This window comes from Vreelandella malpeensis (assembly GCF_020622355.1).
GTDB lineage: Bacteria > Pseudomonadota > Gammaproteobacteria > Pseudomonadales > Halomonadaceae > Vreelandella > Vreelandella malpeensis.
In genome coordinates this window covers 151,267-167,107 of the sequence record NZ_WHVL01000005.1, presented here as the reverse complement: position 1 = coordinate 167,107, position 15,841 = coordinate 151,267, and the positions used below count along the sequence as shown (strand labels likewise).

Genomic DNA, 15,841 nt, shown 5'->3' with positions numbered 1-15,841 from the left:
AAATGGCCTTTCAAAACGTGATCAGCATCAGCGGCGGCAAGGACTCCACTGCCATGCTACTGCTGGCGCTGGAGCGCGGCACGCCCAACCTCGTGCCGGTATTAGCCGACACGGGGCACGAGCACCCGAAAACGTATGAGTACATCGCCTACCTCGAGCAGGCCCTGGGCTTGGAGATCCAGCGGGTTCAGGCCGACTTTACTGCCGACTTTGCTCGCAAGCGCCAGTACATCGCCGATCACTGGCCGGACGATCTGAAAGAACGCGGCATGGCGGCGCTACAGCACACCACCGGCATTCCGTTTCTCGACCTGGCCATGCTCAAGGGGCGCTTTCCCAGTACCAAAGCGAAATTCTGTACGGGCGAGCTCAAGAGCCTGCCCATCCAGCAGCAGGTTGAAATGCCACTGCTGCGCGCCGGCCACCGCGTCATCAGTTGGCAAGGCGTTCGCAAGGAGGAGTCGCCCGCCCGCCAACGCCTGCCGCATTCCGAGCTGCTCGACCTGGGCATCATTGCCTACCGGCCCATTCTCGAGTGGAGCGTCGCCGAGGTGTTTGCCATGCACCACAAGCACCGCATCGAGCCCAACGCGCTGTACAGCCAGGGCATGAGCCGCGTGGGCTGCATGCCGTGCATCAATGCTCGCAAGGGGGAGTTCGCCGAGATCGCCAGCCGCTACCCGGAGGTCATTGAGCGCGTCGCCGAGTGGGAGCGGATCGTAAGCGCGGCGAGCAAACGGGGCGTAGCTACATTCTGGCCGGCTCGTGGCGCCACCGACGTGTCGCTCAAGCGTCATGGCATCCATTCCGTTGTCGACTGGTCACGTACCAGTCGTGGCGGACGTCAATTTGATCTGATCGCGTCGTCGGAGGGGCCTGCGTGCTCATCCGTGTACGGTCTGTGTGAGTAAGGAGGCCTCAAGCCATGAACACCGCATTCCAACCCAGCGGCAACGAAGTGAAACAGGCCGCGTTCAGTGAGCACAGACGTAGCGGGCGCTTGAACGCCAGCCGCACGATCGTAATGACCAACCTCGAGGCGGATGGCCCGGGAACGCGCCAGCAGCTTGAGGCGCGTACCGTTCTGCCGCTGGCGAGCATCTGCGGACGCTGCCGCGAGTTGATCGACCTGGGTTACATCGAGGTAGTCGGCATGAGCGCCGACCGCCCGGCACGTCAGGTGCTGGCGCTTACTAAGCAGGGGCGGGCTGCCATTGAGCGGGCGGTAGGAGGTGCCGCATGACGCATCAATCCTATCTGCGCGCCCGGTGCTCGCAGTGCCAGTACCGCAAACCCGCCGCCGAGTATCGCGAGCCCGGTACCGGGCTGCCGCTGCCGGCATGCAAATCGTGTCTCCGGAAAGCGCAACGCGGGAGGGCTCGGGCATGACCGATCAGCCAAAGGGTGGCCCCCAGGCGCGCCGCGCCGCCATGCTGTGCCAGAACCCGCGATTCTGGCTCTACCTCGACCACCGCTGGCGCGCGAAAAACGCGCTCGAGTACCGCGAGTTTCCGGATGGCACCCACAAGGCCGCCGGCGCCACCCGCGCGCTGCGCCGGGCGTGCGGTATCGAGAGCCGTGCCGAGCTGGATCACAACGATGAGGCGCGGGCGATGCTCGACAGGATCGTGTCGGACTACCAGCGCTGGGAGCGGCAACAGCGGATGAATGAACGGGTGGCAGGGGGAAGGGCATGACGACAACACGCAAGCCCCGCCGCGTACTGGGCCCGGCTGGCGCCGGCACTGCGCCTCGGAAGCGCCCGGTCGATTGGGAGGGGCAAGAGCAGGCCGTGCTGATCCGCTGGTTACTCGGCGAGCGCCAGCGCGGCACCGCAGTGGGCCAGCTGTACGACGTCACCTATCACGTGCCCAACGGTGGACAGCGCTCTAAAGCCACGGGAGCCGCGATGAAGCGCCAGGGCGTGAAGAGCGGTGTGATCGATCTAGTGGTGATGGAGGCCCGGGGCTGCTGGTTTGGCCTCTATCTGGAATTCAAAGCCTCGCCGCCCCACACCGCGCCGCTGGCGCCGAGCCAACGTGATTGGCTGACGCTGGCCGAGAACCGCGGCTACTGCGCGGCGCTGGCGGTGGGACTGGAGGAGGCCAAGGCCGTGCTGAGAGAGTACGCCGAGTGGGAGCCAACGGATGTTGAGTTTTGCGACGATCCGGTGCGAACAATGCAGAGCGGCACCGAGTGGAGAAAGGGCGAATGAGCGCGGCACTACAACTGAACACAGGGGGCGCAATGCGCGATTACCGGAACATGGGCATTCAGCGGCTGCGCGAGCTGGCGCGCGCGACACACCCCGACCACGACCCGGAGGCTACCCGCGCCTTTGTCGACAGGGTGCTGGATATGGAGGCCGAGCGGGTCACGTGGCACATGCACGAGAACGAGGGTTTCCAGCCATTCAGCCCTACGGCCACTCTGGGGCAGCAGCCAGGGGGCGGCACCGCGGCGGCCGAGCCGCTGGCGATCGCGTATGAGCGGGGTAGCAGGGTGAGCGCTGCGCACGAGTTCGCAAGGGCGTGGCTCGAGTCGGCTCGCCTGCGCCCGCGCGCCCGGCTGGCGGTGCTGATCCGCGCGGCGAAGCTCCACCCGATGCCAACCCAGCAAGCGGCGCCCTGGGCGAAAGGGTACGATTTCATCGCCCGGCACCTGCCCATGTACTCGCGCATGCTGCAAATGGGATCGCTCTCGGTGATGGGGGATATAGTGCCCGCGGTAGTGGAGACCGATAAGCAAGGGGTGAAGCATCTGGTGCCGAACAAGCAGCGGGCCGATGCGATCTTCAAGAACGGAATGGCGGTTAAAGACGCGGCTCGGTTTGCGCGCGCCGAGCTTTTGGCGTTGGCGCAGGTTTAGGTGTCACTGGAAGCCCTGCCCGCCGCAGAGCTTTCGCTGGCTAATTGCTCAAGCATGACTTGCATTCCATAGCTCATCTTTTTGTCGGCGCGCAGGATGGCGTTAATGTACTGGCGGGTCATGCCAAGACGCCGCGCCAGCTCAGGTTTTGTCTTGCAAACTTCCAGGGCTTTATTGATCAGCTCTGCAGCTTGCTCGGGTCTGTAAAACTTTTCGGCGTCGATCATGCTTTCACCAGCTCTGATTCGCGACCCATCATACTGACCATGAAGGCTGCACCCTGCTCGTCTTCAACTTCGACAGCACGGAAGCCAAGGATTTGAGCGGCGCGAGCGGTGAATACCTGAACGTCCCAGCTGGCATCGGCCATGTCTTCCGGCTCGATGTCGAGATCCATGTCGTAGATGCTCTTGCTTTCATCGATCAGAGCTTCGGCATCGCCTTCATCAATGCACAGCTTTTCAGCCAGTTCGGTTACCAGACCTGCCAGCTTCTCAGCATCGTCGTGATAGAACAGCTGGCCAGCTTCGATGACGGCATCATCGTCAATTTCAATGCTGTAGGTCAGATGGTTGCCAGCAGTCATTACATAAGCTTCATCAGCGAAGAAGAGAAACTCGCCAAAACGGCCATCGGTGGTGATTTCGGTGATTTCGATTGGGCTGGTGTGAAGTAGTTTCATGGCTGATCTCCTCGGCTAATGTATGTATTATATGGAAACATAGTTTCCATTGCAAGGTTTTTAGATGCCATGCTTACTCGGGCATGTTGTATCTACTCCACGACCAGTCTATGATGTTTCTAGGCTGGCGCTCACTATAGCTAGCCGCCACACACCACGAAGCCCTGCCGGTCACCCGGCGGGGCTTCTTGCTTTCCGCTGTTCCTTGCGTGCCGCCTGGTGCGCCTTGCCTCGTCGTGCCGGGGCTTTTCTATCTCATGGTGCCCCATGCCCGTTATTTCTCCCGCCCACGCCGGCGGCGTCAACGTGTGCGCGTTTCTCGACATGATCGCGTTCGCCGAGCTGCACACGCCGATGCTGAACGACCCGCGAACGGATAACGGCTACCGCATCATCGTCGGGTCGCTGCCGAGCCGACTGATTCTGATGGACAGCTACGACGATCACCCGCGCCAGCTCGTGCAGATCCGGAAGGGGCTGAGCAGCACGGCGGCGGGGCGCTACCAGATTCTGTCACGCTTCTGGGATCACTACCGTAAAACGCTGGCACTGCCCGATTTCGGGCCGCTGAGCCAAGACCGGTACGCGATCCAGCAGCTGCGCGAACAACGGGCGCTGCCGCTGATCCAGGAAGGTCGCATCAAAGAGGCGATCGCACGCTGCGCGAACATCTGGGCCTCTATGCCGGGTGCTGGGTACGGGCAGCACGAACACACTGTTGAGCGTCTGCTGAAAGAGTACCAGCGCGCCCGGGGCGTGCTGTGTGATGACGACCGCACCTGGTATGAGCGGGCGTTGCTCAAGCGCCGCACCGCCTAAGCACTTTCCGGCCGCCGAGGTGGCCACACCATGCACAGACCTGGCGAGCCGAACGCGATGCCGAACAAAGACCCGAACAACTGGCACGCGCTGATGGACTTCGTCCTGAGCGTGTGGCCGCAGATTTACGCCGCTGGGCTCGCAATGCTGATTGCCCTGGTGCGCGCCATCCATGCAGGAGGGCGACCCATGAAAAGCTTTCTGGAAGCCGTGCTGTGCGGCTTTCTCACTCTTTCGTTGATGCCGTTGATCGAGTATTTCGGGTTCTCGCAGAACATGGCCGTCGCCGCGGGGGCGGCGATCGCTTTTCTGGGGGTCGAATGGGTGCGTGAACGCCTGGACGCACTGTACGAGAAGATCATCGGTCGGTGGCTCAAATGATCAGTCGCCTCTTGAGTGGCGCGATGCCATGGCTGTTGGCCGGCCTGATCGGCCTGCTGGTATTCCAGTTCCAGTATGCGCAGCGACTGGATGCCGAGCGGCAACTGGCCGAGGCCAGAGAGGAGCACGAGCGCACCCGAGCCGACATTCTGCTGGCGAACCAGCGCGAGCGGCGCCGACAGAACGAAATCCTGAATCGTTCGCTGGCTGAGCGCGACAGGCTACTGGGCGAGATCGCCGACGACATGAGCGCCAGCCGCACCGCGCTCGAGCAACTGGGAGAGACCGATGCGGAATCACGCGAGTGGATGGATAGCCCTGTGCCTGCTGGTATTGCTGACTGGGTGCGCCAGCTCCAGACCGGCGCCGCTCGTGACGATGAACCAGTGCCCGATCGTGCCCGACCACCTTACCAGTGAGGTGCCCGCGCCCCAGCTCATCCTTCAGGGCAACCAGGGGCTGCTGGAGTTGCTGGCCCGGTATGAAGCGCTGCGCCGACGGGTGAATGCTGACCGTGCGGCAACGGTTGAGATACTGGCAAACGATGCGAGTGATGAGTGATGCCGAGCTCTCCACCAAGACCATGCCGCTCCCCCATGTGCAGCGGCAAAACCACTCAAGCTCACGGCTACTGCGATAAGCACGTCGATCAGGCCGATACATGGAAGAAGTCGCCCCGGCGAAAGCAGGATCGCGGCGGCAGGCCATGGCGCCGCACGCGCCAGCGCATATTCCAGCGCGATAAAGGACTGTGTCAGCCCTGCATAAAGCAGGGTTTTTTTACGCCTGCCGTGGAGATCGATCACATCGTCAATATCGCTTCAGGCGGCACCGACAGCGACGACAACCTCCAGGCGATATGCGGGCCGTGCCACCGGGCGAAGACGCAGAGCGAGGCCCGACGGGGCCGTGGCGGCGAGGCCTGATGGGGAGGGGGGATTCAATCTCTACAGGCTGGCGCAAGCGGACACCGCACCCTCAATTCAATTTTTACACCCGCGAAATTGAAAAATCAGGTCGGCGCGAGGAATTACCAAATGACAAGAGGTCGCAAGCCCAAGCCGAGCCACCTTAAAGCGGTGCAAGGCAACGCTGGCAAGCGTGCGGTGAACCATGACGAACCCCAGGGCGAAGAGCTCGACGACGTGCCTCTGCCGCCGGAGTGGCTGTCGCCGATCGGCATTGAAATGTGGGAGCGCGTCGCCCCCTGGTTGATTGGTAGCAAGATCCTCACCGGTTCGGATCTGCATAACCTCGAGGCGTTCTGCGCCGCCTACTCGCGCTGGCGTCTCGCCGAACAGGACATTGCCAAGAACGGCATCGTGGTGCCAGGGCTGAACTCGGACGTGAAGAACCCCGCGTGCACAGAAGCAAACGCCGCGCTAAAGCAAATGGCGCTGTACGGCAGCGCGCTGGGGCTCGACCCCTCCAGCCGTTCGCGGCTGGCGGTACCGGGCGCCAAGGATGCCAGCAACCCCTTCAAAGACCTTCTAGGTAAAAAGCGATGAAGCACTATGGCCACGTATCCCCACGTCAACGCAGCGAACAAGTACGCTCGGGAGGTCGTGGCCAAGAGGATTCCCGCGTGCAAGGAGGTCCGGCAGGCTTGCCAGCGCCATCTGGACGATCTCAAGGCGTCGAAATCCCGGTCGTATCCATACCGCTTCGATAAGGACAAGGCCGAGCGTGTCTGCGCGCTCATCCATCTGCTGCCGCACACGAAGGGCAAGTGGGCACGCGAGCGGCGATTGATCACTTTGGAGCCCTGGCAGCTCTTCATCGTCGCCAGCATTTTCGGCTGGCTGAAGAAGAAATCCGGGCTTCGCCGCTTCAACGAGGCCTATATCGAGGTCGAGCGGAAGAACGGCAAGTCGGTGCTGGCGGCGGCGATCGCTAACATTATGCTCTGCGCGGACGGTGAATACGGTGCCGAGGTCTACTGTGGCGCCACGACCGAGAAACAGGCCTGGGAGGTGTTCCGCCCAGCGCGCTTGATGCTGCTGAAATCGCCGGCACTGGTCAGCGCCGCGGGCATCGAGATCATGGCGAAGAACATCTCGATCCCCGAAGACGGCAGTCGCCTCGAGCCGCTGATTGGCAACCCTGGCGATGGCAGCTCACCGTCCTGCGCAGTGGTCGACGAGTTCCACGAGCACCAGACGCCAGACCTGTACGAAACCATGCTGACCGGCATGGGCGCCCGCGATCAGGCACTAATGTTCATCATCACCACGGCGGGCTTCAATCTCGCCGGGCCCTGTTACGACAAGCGCCGGCAGGCGCAACAGATGCTCGACGGGGCGCTGCCCAACGATGAGTTGTTCGCCATCATCTACACGATCGACGATGGTGACGACTGGAAAGACCCGGCGGTGCTGCGCAAGGCGAACCCGAACTTCGGCGTCTCGGTCAGCGAGGAGTTTCTGCTCAAGGCGCAGCGAGATGCCATCCGCTACCCCAGTCGCCAGAACTCGTTCCTCACGAAGCACCTGAACGTCTGGGTGAGTGCCCGCACGGCCTGGCTCAATATGGCCAGTTGGAACGCAATGGGCGATTCCGAGCTCAAGCTCGAGGATTTCGATGGCCAGCCGTGCTGGCTGGGTGTTGACCTCGCCAGCAAGACCGACATCGCCAGCATCGCGCTGTTGTTCCGAGACGAAGTGGCTGATGACAAAGGCCGGCTGAAAACGCGCTGGACGGTGTTTGCTCGCAACTATCTGCCGGAAGGGGCCGTTGAGCGCGCGAGTACGAACAAGGCGGCCTATGAAACCTGGAAGAACAGCGGTCACTTGGTGATCACAGATGGGGACGAGATCGACTTCGACGTGATTCGAGAAGAGATCAGGGATCTGGCGAGCCAGTTCGAGATTACCGAGATCTCCTACGACTCTTGGCGCGCCACCCATCTCGCACACCAGTTGATGTCCGATGGGGCGAGCATCGTCGAGTACCGCAACACTGTTCAGAACATGAGCCCCGCGATGCGCGAGCTCGAGGCGGCAATCGCGGGTGGACGTTTCCGGCACGCCAACTGCCCGGTGCTCACCTGGATGGCCAGCAACGTGGTGGCTAAGGTCGACGCCAAAGACAACATCTTTCCGCGCAAAGAGAGGCCGGAGAACAAGATTGACGGCATCCTCGCCATTCTAATGGCGCTGGGCCGCGCCGCGCTCACAGAGTTCGACGAGCCCGAAGAATCCATCTACGACACCTCGGACGTGACATGCTGATCAACCTCATCATCTTTACCGTGGGCCTGTTGGGTGTCGCGCTGGTGGCCTTTGGCGCGTGGCTGGTACTGCCCGCCGTCGGCTACATGGTCGCTGGCGCCTTCTGCCTTCTCTGGTCGTGGCTCGCCTCCCGGGCGGCTGCCCAGAACGTACCGCCCGCGCCCATGGCCGAAGACGAAGGAGATCGCTGATGTTCATGCCGAGCTTCTTCAAATCATCCGGCACGGCGCATGGCAGCAAGCGCAGCGGGCAGGACTGGACCGGCAACTGGGTCAGCGCCCGGCGTGGGCGACAGAGTGCCGCCGGCACCATGGTGACGACCGAGAACGCCCTGGGCGTCAGTGCCCTGCGTGCCTGCGTCACCCTGCTGGCCGAGTCGGTGGCGCAGCTGCCCTGCGAGCTTTACCGGCGGGACAGCGACGGCGGCCGCGAGCGCGCCACCGATCACCCGCTCTATGACGTGATCCACAACCAGCCCAACAAGAAGGACACCTCGTTCGAGTACTACGAGCAGGGTATGGGCAGTCTCACGCTCGAGGGCAACGAGTTCTCGCTGATCGAGCGGGATGGCGCCGGCTACCCGACCGAGCTGATTCCTGTGCACCCGAAGAAGATGCGCGTGCTGAAAGGCCCGGACGGGCTGCCGTATTACCAGCTCATCGACTACAGCGACCAGATTCTGCCGATGCGCTCGGTGCACCACGTCAAAGGCTTCTCGCTCGACGGTTACCTGGGTGTCTCACCGATCGCCACCAACGCCGACACCATCGGTTTGGCTATGGCGACCGAGCAGCACGCCTCGGCGGTGTTCCAGCGCGGCGCCACGATGGCCGGGGTGATCGAACGCCCGCGCGAAGCGCCGGCCATTGCCGATCAAGCCAAGGTAGACCGGCTGCTCGAAAAGTTTACGGAGCGCCACGGTGGCGGCCTTCGCAACGCCTTCTCGGTCGCGCTGCTTCAGGAGGGCATGCAGTACAAGCAGTTGGCAATGGACAACGAGAAGGCGCAGTTGCTCGAGTCTCGCAACTTCGGCGTGGTCGAGGTCTGCCGGTTGTACCGGGTCGCGCCCAACATGATCCAGCACCTGGACAAGGCCACGTTCAACAACATCGAGCACCTGGGGCTTCAGTTCGTCATCTACACCCTGATGCCATGGATCAAGCGTAAAGAGGCCGCCATGATGCGCGACCTCCTGCTGCCCGAAGAGCGCAAGAACCTCTACATCGAATTCAACGTTTCGGGTCTCTTGCGTGGTGATCAGAAGAGCCGCTTCGAGGCCTACGCAATCGCACGCCAGTGGGGCTGGCTCAGCGTCAACGACATCCGGCGACTCGAGAACATGCCGCCGATCGCCGGCGGCGACCGATACCTGACACCCATGAACATGGTCGACTCCCAGAAGATGGGGCAGTCGCTCAACGCCACGCCCCAACAAATGAAAGAGATCGAGGGAATACTCGCATGCACGCAATGATCAACTACCCGCACATCGCGTCGATGGTGTTCAACACCCCCCTGTTCGCCACCCCCACGCTGGTGCAGGCCGTGCGTAGCGTGCTCGAGCCCCGGCTACTTGGCAGGGCCCACGATATGCCTCAGGCCCTGGGTATGGACACTGGTCACGATGGCGAACGAGAACTGCAGCGCCTCAACGTCTCTGGGCGCATTGCCATCATCCCGGTGCAGGGCGTGCTGGTAGCGCGCCGCGGGCAGATCAACGCCGCCTGCGAAGAGATGGTTTCCTACGAGAAGCTGCGCAGCCAGATCAACGCAGCTCTCAAGCACGAGCTCGTCGAAGAGATCTTCCTCGACTTTCACACCGGTGGTGGCCAGGCCATGGGCTGCAAGGAGCTCGCTGACTTCATCCGCGCGTGCACCTCCATCAAGCCCATCACCGCACTGGTCAACTTCGCCGCCTACTCGGCGGGCTACTACCTGGCGGCGGCTTGTTCTCGCATCATCGCCAGCCCCACGGCGGGAGTGGGCTCCATCGGCGTAATTATCGAAACCTACGAAGTAAGCCGCATGGAAAGCGAGATGGGCATCACCTTCAACACCTACTACCGCGGCGACCACAAGAACAACATGTCGCCCCACGAGCCCATTACCGACCAGGCCGTTCAGGAGATCAACGCCATGCTCGATGGCAGCTACGCCGAGTTCACAGAGTCGGTGGCCAGCTATCGCGGCCTCGAGGTCGGCGCCGTGGTCGACACACAAGCTCGGCTTTACCGTCCGCGCGAGGCGCTCGCCGCCAATCTTATCGATGAGGTGGCTACGGCTCAGGACGCGATCAACGCCGCGGCCGAGCGCTACACCACCAACACCGGCATCACGACCCGAAACACCCGCAGCATTCGCGCCCAGGCGCGGGCGCTGGATACCAGCAGTCAGCTCTAGCCACGCGGCGGAGCAACACCATGGCGGCCACGAGCCGCCTTTTTTGTACCTAAACGAAGAGGAATACCCCCATGGGCATTGAAGAACTCCGCCGCAAGCGTGCCGAGATCAACGCGCAAGTGCAGGCCCTGGCCGAGATCGAAGCCGAAGCCGGTGAACTCAACGAAGAGCAGCTGGCTGAATTCGACAAGCTCGCCGCCGAGTTTGACCAGGTCTCCACCAAGCTGGCGCGGGCCGAGAACATCGAGCGGATGAACGCCGCGGCATCCCAGCCGGTGACGACTTTCGGTGGCGGCCGCGCCCCGGTGGTACACACCAAGCCGGAACTCAAGCAGTACACCGGCGCCAAGGTGGCGCGCATGGCGATGGCCGTCGCCGCCGGCAAGGGCGATATGCAGCTGGCGTCCAAGTTCGCCAGCGGCGAGATCGGCGACGCCGACGTCGCCATGGCGATCGACACCAGTGCCAATTCCGGTGGTTCACTGGTTCCGGAGAACCTGCACGACGAGGTGATCGAACTGCTGCGCCCGAAGACCATCGTGCGCAGCCTGGGTGCCCGCTCCATGCCGCTGCCCAACGGCAACCTGAGTATCCCGCGCATGGCGTCCGGCGCCACGTCCGGCTACGTAGGCGAGGGCGCCGATGTGCTCGCGTCCGAGGCCAGCACTGACGACGTCAAGCTGACTGCCAAGACCATGATCACACTGGTGCCGATGAGCAACCAGTTGATTGGACGCGCGGGCTTCCAGGTCGAGCAGATCTTCCTGAACGACATGCTCGCCAGCATGGCGGTGCGCGAGGACAAAGGGTTTCTGCGCGACGACGGCACCAACGACACGCCTACCGGTTTCCGGGCGGTGTGTCAGCGCGAAGGCCGTGTCGTGCCGTGGGAAGGTACCGCCGATCTGCAGACCATCGACACCTACCTCGACGGCCTGATGCTCAAGCTGATGGAGAGCGACAGTCTGCTGATCACCCCGGGCTGGGGCCTGTCGCCGCGCACCTACATGAAACTCTTCGGCCTTCGTGATGGCAACGGCAACAAGGTCTACCCGGAAATGGCTCAGGGCCAGCTCAAGGGTTACCCGATTCGCCACACCACCACGATCCCGGTCAACCTGGACACCTCCGAGGCCGGCAACAACAACGAGTCGGAGATCTACTTTGCCGACTTCAACGATGTGGTGATCGGCGACAGCGACACCATGACCATCGACTTCAGCCGCGAGGCTACCTACAAGGACGCCCAGGGCAACCTGGTATCCGCGTTCGCGCGCAACCAGTCGCTGCTGCGGGTGGTCAGCGAGCACGACATCGCTTTCCGTCACCCCGAAGGCCTGGTGCTGGGCACCGGCGTTACCTGGTAACCCGGCGCGTTCAAGCCTTGCCACGCCGCCCGCGCCGCGCGGGCGGTCGTTCTGACCCCATAATCTCGAGGTGCCACCCATGGCCATCGTCAACAAATCAGCGCCTCAGCTGACCACCGTGCTTTTCCTCAAACCCTATGGCCGTTACGCCAAGGGCGACCGCGCCGGCTTCCCGGCGGACAAGGCCGCGCAGATGAAAGAGCGCAAGATCGCCGTGCCGGTGCAAGAGGCTGCCATGGCGGCCAAGGCCGAGGCCGGTAAACCTGCCGCGGCCAAGCCGGTCAAGGGTACCGAAGGCGCAGACAAGGTCTAGCCTGTCTGGCGCTCACTCAACGCTGCCGCCTTCGGGCGGCAGTCTCGTTTCAAACACTCGAGAGTCCCTGAATGCTCACGCTGACCCGCGCCAAGCTGCACCTCCGACTGGCGATCACCGAAGAGGAGGCCGAGGCGTACACCGATGAAGACGTGCTCATTCAAGGGCTGATCGACGCCGCCTATCAGTACGCCGAACACGCGACTCAGACCACACTGGCGACACGCATCAAAACGCTGGTGCTCGATGCGTTCCCACCGGGCGCTGGCAAGATCGAACTTCCCTGGACGCCGGTCGTGGCCGTCGAGTCGCTCGACTACATCGGTCCGGGCGGTGACGAGCACTCGCTCGAGGCAGAGGCCTTGCGTCTGGACACCCGCAGCATCTACCCCACGTTGGCACCGCAGTGGGGTAGCCAGTGGCCTCGCACCACTGATGAGCCGGAGTGCATCACCATCACCGCCACGGCTGGCGCGGACGAAACCCCGTCAGATGTTCAAGTGGCACTTCTGCTGCTAGTTGGCCACTGGTACGAAAACCGCGAGAGCGTGGTGATCGGATCATCCTCTAGCACGGTTCCCATGGGCGTTGACATGCTATTAGCGCCGTACCGAATTCACTCTGTCGGCTGAATTGAATAAGTCGATTGTAAAAAAAGGGGGGCGTATGAGAGCCGGACGCCTGAGAGACCGCCTGACCCTGCAGGCCTATGTCGAGACCCGCGACGCCATCGGCGGCGTGGTTCAGGAGTGGCAGGACGTGCGCAAGATTTGGGCCGAAGTACGGGGTGTCAGTGGTCGCGCCTTCCTGTCGGCCAGCGCCGAGCAGGCGGAGGTGACGGCGGAGATCCTCATGCGGTACCGCCCGGGCATCGAGGCGGGTATGCGCTTGGTGCGCGGGGCCGACGTCTACACCATTGTCGCGCCGCTGCCCGATGCGCGGCGAACCGAGCTGCGGTGCATGTGCACCCGGGGGGTGAAGCAGTGATCGACACGCGCCTGGATTTCTCCGGCCTTCAGAACCTGGAGAACGAGCTGAAGCTGCTGACCCGCGCAGAGAACGACCGGGTTCGCCGGCAGGGCGCCCGGGCAGGGGCCGGGGTCGTGCGCGATGAAGCGCGCCGGCGCGCCCCGAAGCGCTCGGGCAAGCTGGCCCGGAATATTGTCGCTGTGACCGCTCGCGTCAGCGAGCAAAGCCGCGCGACGGCCGGCGTGCGGGTGCGTGAGCGGGGCAAGGGCGACGACAGCAGCAACGCGTTCTACTGGCGCTTCGTGGAGCTGGGTACTTCCAAGATGCCCCCCGCACCTTTCATTCGCCCGGCGTTCGATGCCACCGAGCAGCAGGCCGGCGATGCCGCGATCGCCAAGATCCTCGAGGCGCTCGACAAGGTGCTGATGAAATGATCCAGGCGCAGATTTACCAGGCGCTCGCCGCACTCGCCAGCGGGCAGGTATATGCGCTCGTGGCGCCGCAGGGGACCGCTGCTCCGTACCTGGTGCATTCCCTGCCGAGTCGCTCGAGTGATGATGTGATCGAGGGCGCAGGCGCGACCCGGGCCAGCGTGCAGGTGGATGCCTACGCCCGCACTGCTCTGGCCGCCGAAGAGCTCATCGCTCAAGCCATCGACGCGCTGGCGCCATTGCTCTCCGGCGAGCTCATGCAACTGCAGGACTACGAGAGCGACACCGGGCTCTACCGAGCCACGGTGGAACTCACTCTCTGGTATTGACTACTCCCCGCCGCTGGCGGGTTTTTTACGCCCAGGAGGCGAACACCATGGCACGTAAAGCGAAGTATGTACTGACTGCTGGCACAGTCGTATGGGTCAGCGCCGCGGCGGTCGATTCTATCGAGGACACTGTTCCATCGACTGATCAGAAACGTATCTCCACCACTGCGAAGGAGATCAGCTACACGGGTGGGCAAAAGTCTGATCTCGATATGACGGTGCTGGAAAGCGATGAGCAGGAAATGGAGAACGGCCTGCGGGCGATGGGCGAGTTGACCATCAGCGGCAACTGGAAGCCCGACGATGAAGGGCAAGATAGCTTGCGCGCGGCGGATGCAGACGATTCGTTGCGCTTGATGAATATCAAGTTCAAGTCGGGCTCGTCCGTCAAATTGCTGGTACAGGTTCGACAGGATAGCTGGCAGATTGCCCAGAACGGTGTGGCTAGCGGCACCTTCAACCTGCGCGTGGTAGGCAAGCCGACATACGCTGCGGCACCGGTGGGCGGGGGTGGTGAATAATGGCGGGCCGCAAGAAGCCCACTGCCCCTGATGCCCGCCAGGCGCTGCTACAGCCCTTGGCGGGCTACCGCCACAAGACCATGGACGTGCCCACCAGCAGCGCTCAGGTCATCGTGCGCGAGCCCAGCGGCGATGACTGGCTGATGTGGCAAGCCCGGCTCCAGGCGGTGGCGGGGGAAGAGGTGAGCGAGGAAAACGCCGAGGCGGTCGCGGAGCGCATCGAGTGCCACGATGACCACACGCCCGAGGCGGCGATGCTGGTGCGGGTGCTGATCGACCCCAAAACCTACGACCGCCTTTTCAGCGATGACGACGTCGATCTGGTGGCGGCGAACTGGGGCCCGGTCTACGGCCGCTACCTGAACGCTGCGTTCGAGCTCGCCGGCATTACCGGTGCCGCGCCTGTGGCAGACGCAAAAAAAAACTGACCGACCAGCCGGGGCTCATGTTCCAGATGACCCTGGCTCTGCGCCTGGGCAAGACCCTGGCCGAGCTGGCCGGGCATCAGGCGCCGATGACCGCGCGCGAGCTGATCTTCTGGATGGCCTTCGACCAGCTCTCGCCGATCAGTGACCGGCGCAGCGACGTGCACGCCGCGCAGATCGCGACGGCGGTGTACCAGTCCCAGGGTGCGAAAGTCGCGTTCGATGATGTGCTAATCGACTGGAGCGGTGAAGAAGAGGGGGTCGCCGAGGATGACGACGCGCTGGAGACGCTGTTTGCAGCGCTGTCGCAAAGCTAGTCGGCTGATATTGAAGGTTTTTAAATGTTTTTATGAAGGGTCTTTGAAAGAAGATTATTTAAAAATAAGTAGAAAAAGACGGTGGATGGATACGTTACGATGCGGTATGCTTGCCACCTCGCAGAGGTTAGCGTTATGCAATTAAAAAGAAATGAACTATAAATTGTGCTAGGGGTCTCAAGTGATAGTAAATCACGACGATAGGATGGTTCAGAGAATTTACGGAACAGTCCTCGGCGGAGCTAACAAGGTTCTCAGAAATTGTAAAAAATTTCCGATTGAAGTACTGCAGCTTGAAGACCCTACGTATACGCAAATGGCGCAACACTTGAGAGAGCTTTGCGCCATGCTTGAGGCACTTGATGATGACAGCAACTTGCTGGTTACAAAGGCCCATGAATACGCAAACCATGTTAGAGCAATTGCTGCAGCCATAGAAATGGGTGATCAGTCGTTGCTCGACCGCATGGTCGAGGAGCTCGACAAGCGGTCATTCCTGTAGATCCACAGTGGAGGAGTGCTATGACTCGTACTCAGATGCTCGAAAAAGCTTTGTATCATGCAGAGGAAATCTGCAAGCTTCTGGATCAGGCCTATGAAGCCCATCTAGTGGCTACGTCGCAGCGCCAAGCTGCTTGACGTGATCGAAGAATACAGAAACCCCGCTCTGAGCGGGGTTTTTTTTGCCTTGCTTAAGAGCTGTAAATCCAAACAGGCCCATCGACAGGATTGGGAAGCGCCCGGCGCGCCCCCATAATAGCGGGACCGCTTGACGCCTGCGCCGAGTTG

Annotated in this window: 26 protein-coding genes; 24 read left to right on the top strand and 2 right to left on the bottom strand. The window is 62.2% G+C overall.

Features of this window, described 5'->3' with window-relative positions; translation table 11 throughout:
* Positions 1-2: 2 nt before the first annotated feature.
* The 5 genes from GEV37_RS12650 (at position 3) to GEV37_RS12630 (ending at position 2,868) form a co-directional block, all read left to right on the top strand.
* Positions 3-911, top strand: coding sequence for a phosphoadenosine phosphosulfate reductase domain-containing protein (locus tag GEV37_RS12650; protein WP_227390619.1), 909 nt, complete (start codon positions 3-5; stop codon positions 909-911).
* A gap of 14 nt (positions 912-925) precedes the next feature.
* Positions 926-1,243 (top strand): MarR family winged helix-turn-helix transcriptional regulator, encoded by a 318-nt coding sequence (locus GEV37_RS12645; protein ID WP_227390618.1) that lies wholly within the window; start codon positions 926-928, stop codon positions 1,241-1,243.
* A gap of 142 nt (positions 1,244-1,385) precedes the next feature.
* Positions 1,386-1,697: a hypothetical protein gene (locus GEV37_RS12640; RefSeq protein WP_227390617.1), complete on the top strand. Its 312-nt coding sequence runs from the start codon at positions 1,386-1,388 to the stop codon at positions 1,695-1,697.
* The gene (locus GEV37_RS12635; RefSeq protein ID WP_227390616.1) at positions 1,694-2,215 is read left to right on the top strand and encodes a VRR-NUC domain-containing protein; all 522 of its coding nucleotides are present in this window, start codon (positions 1,694-1,696) and stop codon (positions 2,213-2,215) included. The genes GEV37_RS12640 and GEV37_RS12635 overlap by 4 nt, the downstream gene beginning before the upstream one ends.
* On the top strand, positions 2,212-2,868 hold the full coding sequence (locus GEV37_RS12630) for a hypothetical protein (protein WP_227390615.1): 657 nt from the start codon (positions 2,212-2,214) through the stop codon (positions 2,866-2,868). Before GEV37_RS12635 ends, GEV37_RS12630 begins: the two co-directional genes overlap by 4 nt.
* On the opposite strand, the gene GEV37_RS12625 is transcribed toward GEV37_RS12630, so the two are convergent.
* Positions 2,865-3,095 (bottom strand): hypothetical protein, encoded by a 231-nt coding sequence (locus GEV37_RS12625; RefSeq protein ID WP_227390614.1) that lies wholly within the window; start codon positions 3,093-3,095, stop codon positions 2,865-2,867. The genes GEV37_RS12630 and GEV37_RS12625 overlap by 4 nt on opposite strands.
* Positions 3,092-3,550: an AcrIF11 family anti-CRISPR ADP-ribosyltransferase gene (locus tag GEV37_RS12620; RefSeq protein WP_227390613.1), complete on the bottom strand. Its 459-nt coding sequence runs from the start codon at positions 3,548-3,550 to the stop codon at positions 3,092-3,094. Before GEV37_RS12620 ends, GEV37_RS12625 begins: the two co-directional genes overlap by 4 nt.
* Before the next feature lie 267 nt (positions 3,551-3,817).
* Between GEV37_RS12620 and GEV37_RS12615 the strand changes: the two genes are divergently transcribed.
* The 19 genes from GEV37_RS12615 (at position 3,818) to GEV37_RS12525 (ending at position 15,554) form a co-directional block, all read left to right on the top strand.
* Positions 3,818-4,369, top strand: a complete 552-nt coding sequence (locus GEV37_RS12615) for a glycoside hydrolase family 24 protein (protein ID WP_227390612.1) — start codon at positions 3,818-3,820, stop codon at positions 4,367-4,369.
* Between the two features lie 57 nt (positions 4,370-4,426).
* The gene (locus tag GEV37_RS12610) at positions 4,427-4,750 is read left to right on the top strand and encodes a phage holin, lambda family (RefSeq protein ID WP_227390611.1); all 324 of its coding nucleotides are present in this window, start codon (positions 4,427-4,429) and stop codon (positions 4,748-4,750) included.
* The gene (locus GEV37_RS12605; protein ID WP_227390610.1) at positions 4,747-5,169 is read left to right on the top strand and encodes a hypothetical protein; all 423 of its coding nucleotides are present in this window, start codon (positions 4,747-4,749) and stop codon (positions 5,167-5,169) included. The genes GEV37_RS12610 and GEV37_RS12605 overlap by 4 nt, the downstream gene beginning before the upstream one ends.
* A 141-nt stretch (positions 5,170-5,310) precedes the next feature.
* On the top strand, positions 5,311-5,676 hold the full coding sequence (locus GEV37_RS12600) for an HNH endonuclease (RefSeq protein WP_338035131.1): 366 nt from the start codon (positions 5,311-5,313) through the stop codon (positions 5,674-5,676).
* Between the two features lie 111 nt (positions 5,677-5,787).
* Complete coding sequence (locus GEV37_RS12595) at positions 5,788-6,258, top strand: phage terminase small subunit P27 family (protein WP_227390608.1); 471 nt, start codon at positions 5,788-5,790, stop codon at positions 6,256-6,258.
* Positions 6,259-6,264: 6 nt separating this feature from the next.
* Positions 6,265-7,980 (top strand): terminase large subunit, encoded by a 1,716-nt coding sequence (locus GEV37_RS12590; RefSeq protein ID WP_227390607.1) that lies wholly within the window; start codon positions 6,265-6,267, stop codon positions 7,978-7,980.
* Entirely contained in the window at positions 7,974-8,171 is a 198-nt protein-coding gene (locus tag GEV37_RS12585; RefSeq protein WP_227390606.1) for a hypothetical protein, read from the top strand. Before GEV37_RS12590 ends, GEV37_RS12585 begins: the two co-directional genes overlap by 7 nt.
* Positions 8,171-9,454 carry a phage portal protein gene (locus tag GEV37_RS12580; RefSeq protein ID WP_227390605.1) on the top strand — a complete coding sequence of 428 codons (1,284 nt, stop codon included), beginning with the start codon at positions 8,171-8,173 and terminating at the stop codon, positions 9,452-9,454. The genes GEV37_RS12585 and GEV37_RS12580 overlap by 1 nt, the downstream gene beginning before the upstream one ends.
* On the top strand, positions 9,442-10,380 hold the full coding sequence (locus GEV37_RS12575) for a S49 family peptidase (protein WP_227390604.1): 939 nt from the start codon (positions 9,442-9,444) through the stop codon (positions 10,378-10,380). The genes GEV37_RS12580 and GEV37_RS12575 overlap by 13 nt, the downstream gene beginning before the upstream one ends.
* A 71-nt stretch (positions 10,381-10,451) precedes the next feature.
* Positions 10,452-11,747: a phage major capsid protein gene (locus GEV37_RS12570; protein WP_227390603.1), complete on the top strand. Its 1,296-nt coding sequence runs from the start codon at positions 10,452-10,454 to the stop codon at positions 11,745-11,747.
* A 79-nt stretch (positions 11,748-11,826) separates the two neighbouring features.
* Positions 11,827-12,060 (top strand): hypothetical protein, encoded by a 234-nt coding sequence (locus GEV37_RS12565; RefSeq protein ID WP_227390602.1) that lies wholly within the window; start codon positions 11,827-11,829, stop codon positions 12,058-12,060.
* A 71-nt stretch (positions 12,061-12,131) separates the two neighbouring features.
* A complete protein-coding gene (locus GEV37_RS12560; protein ID WP_227390601.1) occupies positions 12,132-12,692 on the top strand; it encodes a head-tail connector protein in 561 nt (186 codons plus the stop codon).
* Between the two features lie 34 nt (positions 12,693-12,726).
* On the top strand, positions 12,727-13,047 hold the full coding sequence (locus GEV37_RS12555; RefSeq protein WP_227390600.1) for a phage head closure protein: 321 nt from the start codon (positions 12,727-12,729) through the stop codon (positions 13,045-13,047).
* Complete coding sequence (locus GEV37_RS12550) at positions 13,044-13,463, top strand: HK97-gp10 family putative phage morphogenesis protein (RefSeq protein ID WP_227390599.1); 420 nt, start codon at positions 13,044-13,046, stop codon at positions 13,461-13,463. Before GEV37_RS12555 ends, GEV37_RS12550 begins: the two co-directional genes overlap by 4 nt.
* Positions 13,460-13,789 (top strand): tail completion protein gp17, encoded by a 330-nt coding sequence (gp17, locus tag GEV37_RS12545; RefSeq protein ID WP_227390598.1) that lies wholly within the window; start codon positions 13,460-13,462, stop codon positions 13,787-13,789. Before GEV37_RS12550 ends, gp17 begins: the two co-directional genes overlap by 4 nt.
* Positions 13,790-13,836: 47 nt before the next feature.
* On the top strand, positions 13,837-14,310 hold the full coding sequence (locus GEV37_RS12540; RefSeq protein ID WP_227390597.1) for a phage tail protein: 474 nt from the start codon (positions 13,837-13,839) through the stop codon (positions 14,308-14,310).
* Positions 14,310-14,738: a phage tail assembly chaperone gene (locus GEV37_RS12535; protein WP_227390596.1), complete on the top strand. Its 429-nt coding sequence runs from the start codon at positions 14,310-14,312 to the stop codon at positions 14,736-14,738. The genes GEV37_RS12540 and GEV37_RS12535 overlap by 1 nt, the downstream gene beginning before the upstream one ends.
* Positions 14,739-14,755: 17 nt before the next feature.
* Positions 14,756-15,052 (top strand): phage tail assembly protein T, encoded by a 297-nt coding sequence (locus GEV37_RS12530; RefSeq protein ID WP_227390595.1) that lies wholly within the window; start codon positions 14,756-14,758, stop codon positions 15,050-15,052.
* A 205-nt stretch (positions 15,053-15,257) separates the two neighbouring features.
* A complete protein-coding gene (locus tag GEV37_RS12525; RefSeq protein WP_227390594.1) occupies positions 15,258-15,554 on the top strand; it encodes a hypothetical protein in 297 nt (98 codons plus the stop codon).
* The last annotated feature ends 287 nt before the right edge of the window (positions 15,555-15,841 follow it).

What these genes read in the sequence shown, in the direction of transcription:
- GEV37_RS12640 (WP_227390617.1), top strand. Translation starts at nt 1,386, where the DNA reads ATGACCGATCAGCCAAAGGGTGGCCCCCAGGCGCGCCGCGCCGCCATG.
- GEV37_RS12530 (WP_227390595.1), top strand. Translation starts at nt 14,756, where the DNA reads ATGTTCCAGATGACCCTGGCTCTGCGCCTGGGCAAGACCCTGGCCGAG.
- GEV37_RS12605 (WP_227390610.1), top strand. Translation starts at nt 4,747, where the DNA reads ATGATCAGTCGCCTCTTGAGTGGCGCGATGCCATGGCTGTTGGCCGGC.
- GEV37_RS12635 (WP_227390616.1), top strand. Translation starts at nt 1,694, where the DNA reads ATGACGACAACACGCAAGCCCCGCCGCGTACTGGGCCCGGCTGGCGCC.
- GEV37_RS12575 (WP_227390604.1), top strand. Translation starts at nt 9,442, where the DNA reads ATGCACGCAATGATCAACTACCCGCACATCGCGTCGATGGTGTTCAAC.
- GEV37_RS12590 (WP_227390607.1), top strand. Translation starts at nt 6,265, where the DNA reads ATGGCCACGTATCCCCACGTCAACGCAGCGAACAAGTACGCTCGGGAG.
- GEV37_RS12620 (WP_227390613.1), bottom strand. Translation starts at nt 3,550, where the DNA reads ATGAAACTACTTCACACCAGCCCAATCGAAATCACCGAAATCACCACC.
- GEV37_RS12525 (WP_227390594.1), top strand. Translation starts at nt 15,258, where the DNA reads ATGGTTCAGAGAATTTACGGAACAGTCCTCGGCGGAGCTAACAAGGTT.
- GEV37_RS12600 (WP_338035131.1), top strand. Translation starts at nt 5,311, where the DNA reads ATGCCGAGCTCTCCACCAAGACCATGCCGCTCCCCCATGTGCAGCGGC.
- GEV37_RS12540 (WP_227390597.1), top strand. Translation starts at nt 13,837, where the DNA reads ATGGCACGTAAAGCGAAGTATGTACTGACTGCTGGCACAGTCGTATGG.
- GEV37_RS12580 (WP_227390605.1), top strand. Translation starts at nt 8,171, where the DNA reads ATGTTCATGCCGAGCTTCTTCAAATCATCCGGCACGGCGCATGGCAGC.
- GEV37_RS12560 (WP_227390601.1), top strand. Translation starts at nt 12,132, where the DNA reads ATGCTCACGCTGACCCGCGCCAAGCTGCACCTCCGACTGGCGATCACC.
- GEV37_RS12625 (WP_227390614.1), bottom strand. Translation starts at nt 3,095, where the DNA reads ATGATCGACGCCGAAAAGTTTTACAGACCCGAGCAAGCTGCAGAGCTG.
- GEV37_RS12555 (WP_227390600.1), top strand. Translation starts at nt 12,727, where the DNA reads ATGAGAGCCGGACGCCTGAGAGACCGCCTGACCCTGCAGGCCTATGTC.
- GEV37_RS12565 (WP_227390602.1), top strand. Translation starts at nt 11,827, where the DNA reads ATGGCCATCGTCAACAAATCAGCGCCTCAGCTGACCACCGTGCTTTTC.
- GEV37_RS12535 (WP_227390596.1), top strand. Translation starts at nt 14,310, where the DNA reads ATGGCGGGCCGCAAGAAGCCCACTGCCCCTGATGCCCGCCAGGCGCTG.
- GEV37_RS12595 (WP_227390608.1), top strand. Translation starts at nt 5,788, where the DNA reads ATGACAAGAGGTCGCAAGCCCAAGCCGAGCCACCTTAAAGCGGTGCAA.
- GEV37_RS12610 (WP_227390611.1), top strand. Translation starts at nt 4,427, where the DNA reads ATGCCGAACAAAGACCCGAACAACTGGCACGCGCTGATGGACTTCGTC.
- GEV37_RS12650 (WP_227390619.1), top strand. Translation starts at nt 3, where the DNA reads ATGGCCTTTCAAAACGTGATCAGCATCAGCGGCGGCAAGGACTCCACT.
- GEV37_RS12630 (WP_227390615.1), top strand. Translation starts at nt 2,212, where the DNA reads ATGAGCGCGGCACTACAACTGAACACAGGGGGCGCAATGCGCGATTAC.
- GEV37_RS12585 (WP_227390606.1), top strand. Translation starts at nt 7,974, where the DNA reads ATGCTGATCAACCTCATCATCTTTACCGTGGGCCTGTTGGGTGTCGCG.
- GEV37_RS12570 (WP_227390603.1), top strand. Translation starts at nt 10,452, where the DNA reads ATGGGCATTGAAGAACTCCGCCGCAAGCGTGCCGAGATCAACGCGCAA.
- gp17 (WP_227390598.1), top strand. Translation starts at nt 13,460, where the DNA reads ATGATCCAGGCGCAGATTTACCAGGCGCTCGCCGCACTCGCCAGCGGG.
- GEV37_RS12645 (WP_227390618.1), top strand. Translation starts at nt 926, where the DNA reads ATGAACACCGCATTCCAACCCAGCGGCAACGAAGTGAAACAGGCCGCG.
- GEV37_RS12615 (WP_227390612.1), top strand. Translation starts at nt 3,818, where the DNA reads ATGCCCGTTATTTCTCCCGCCCACGCCGGCGGCGTCAACGTGTGCGCG.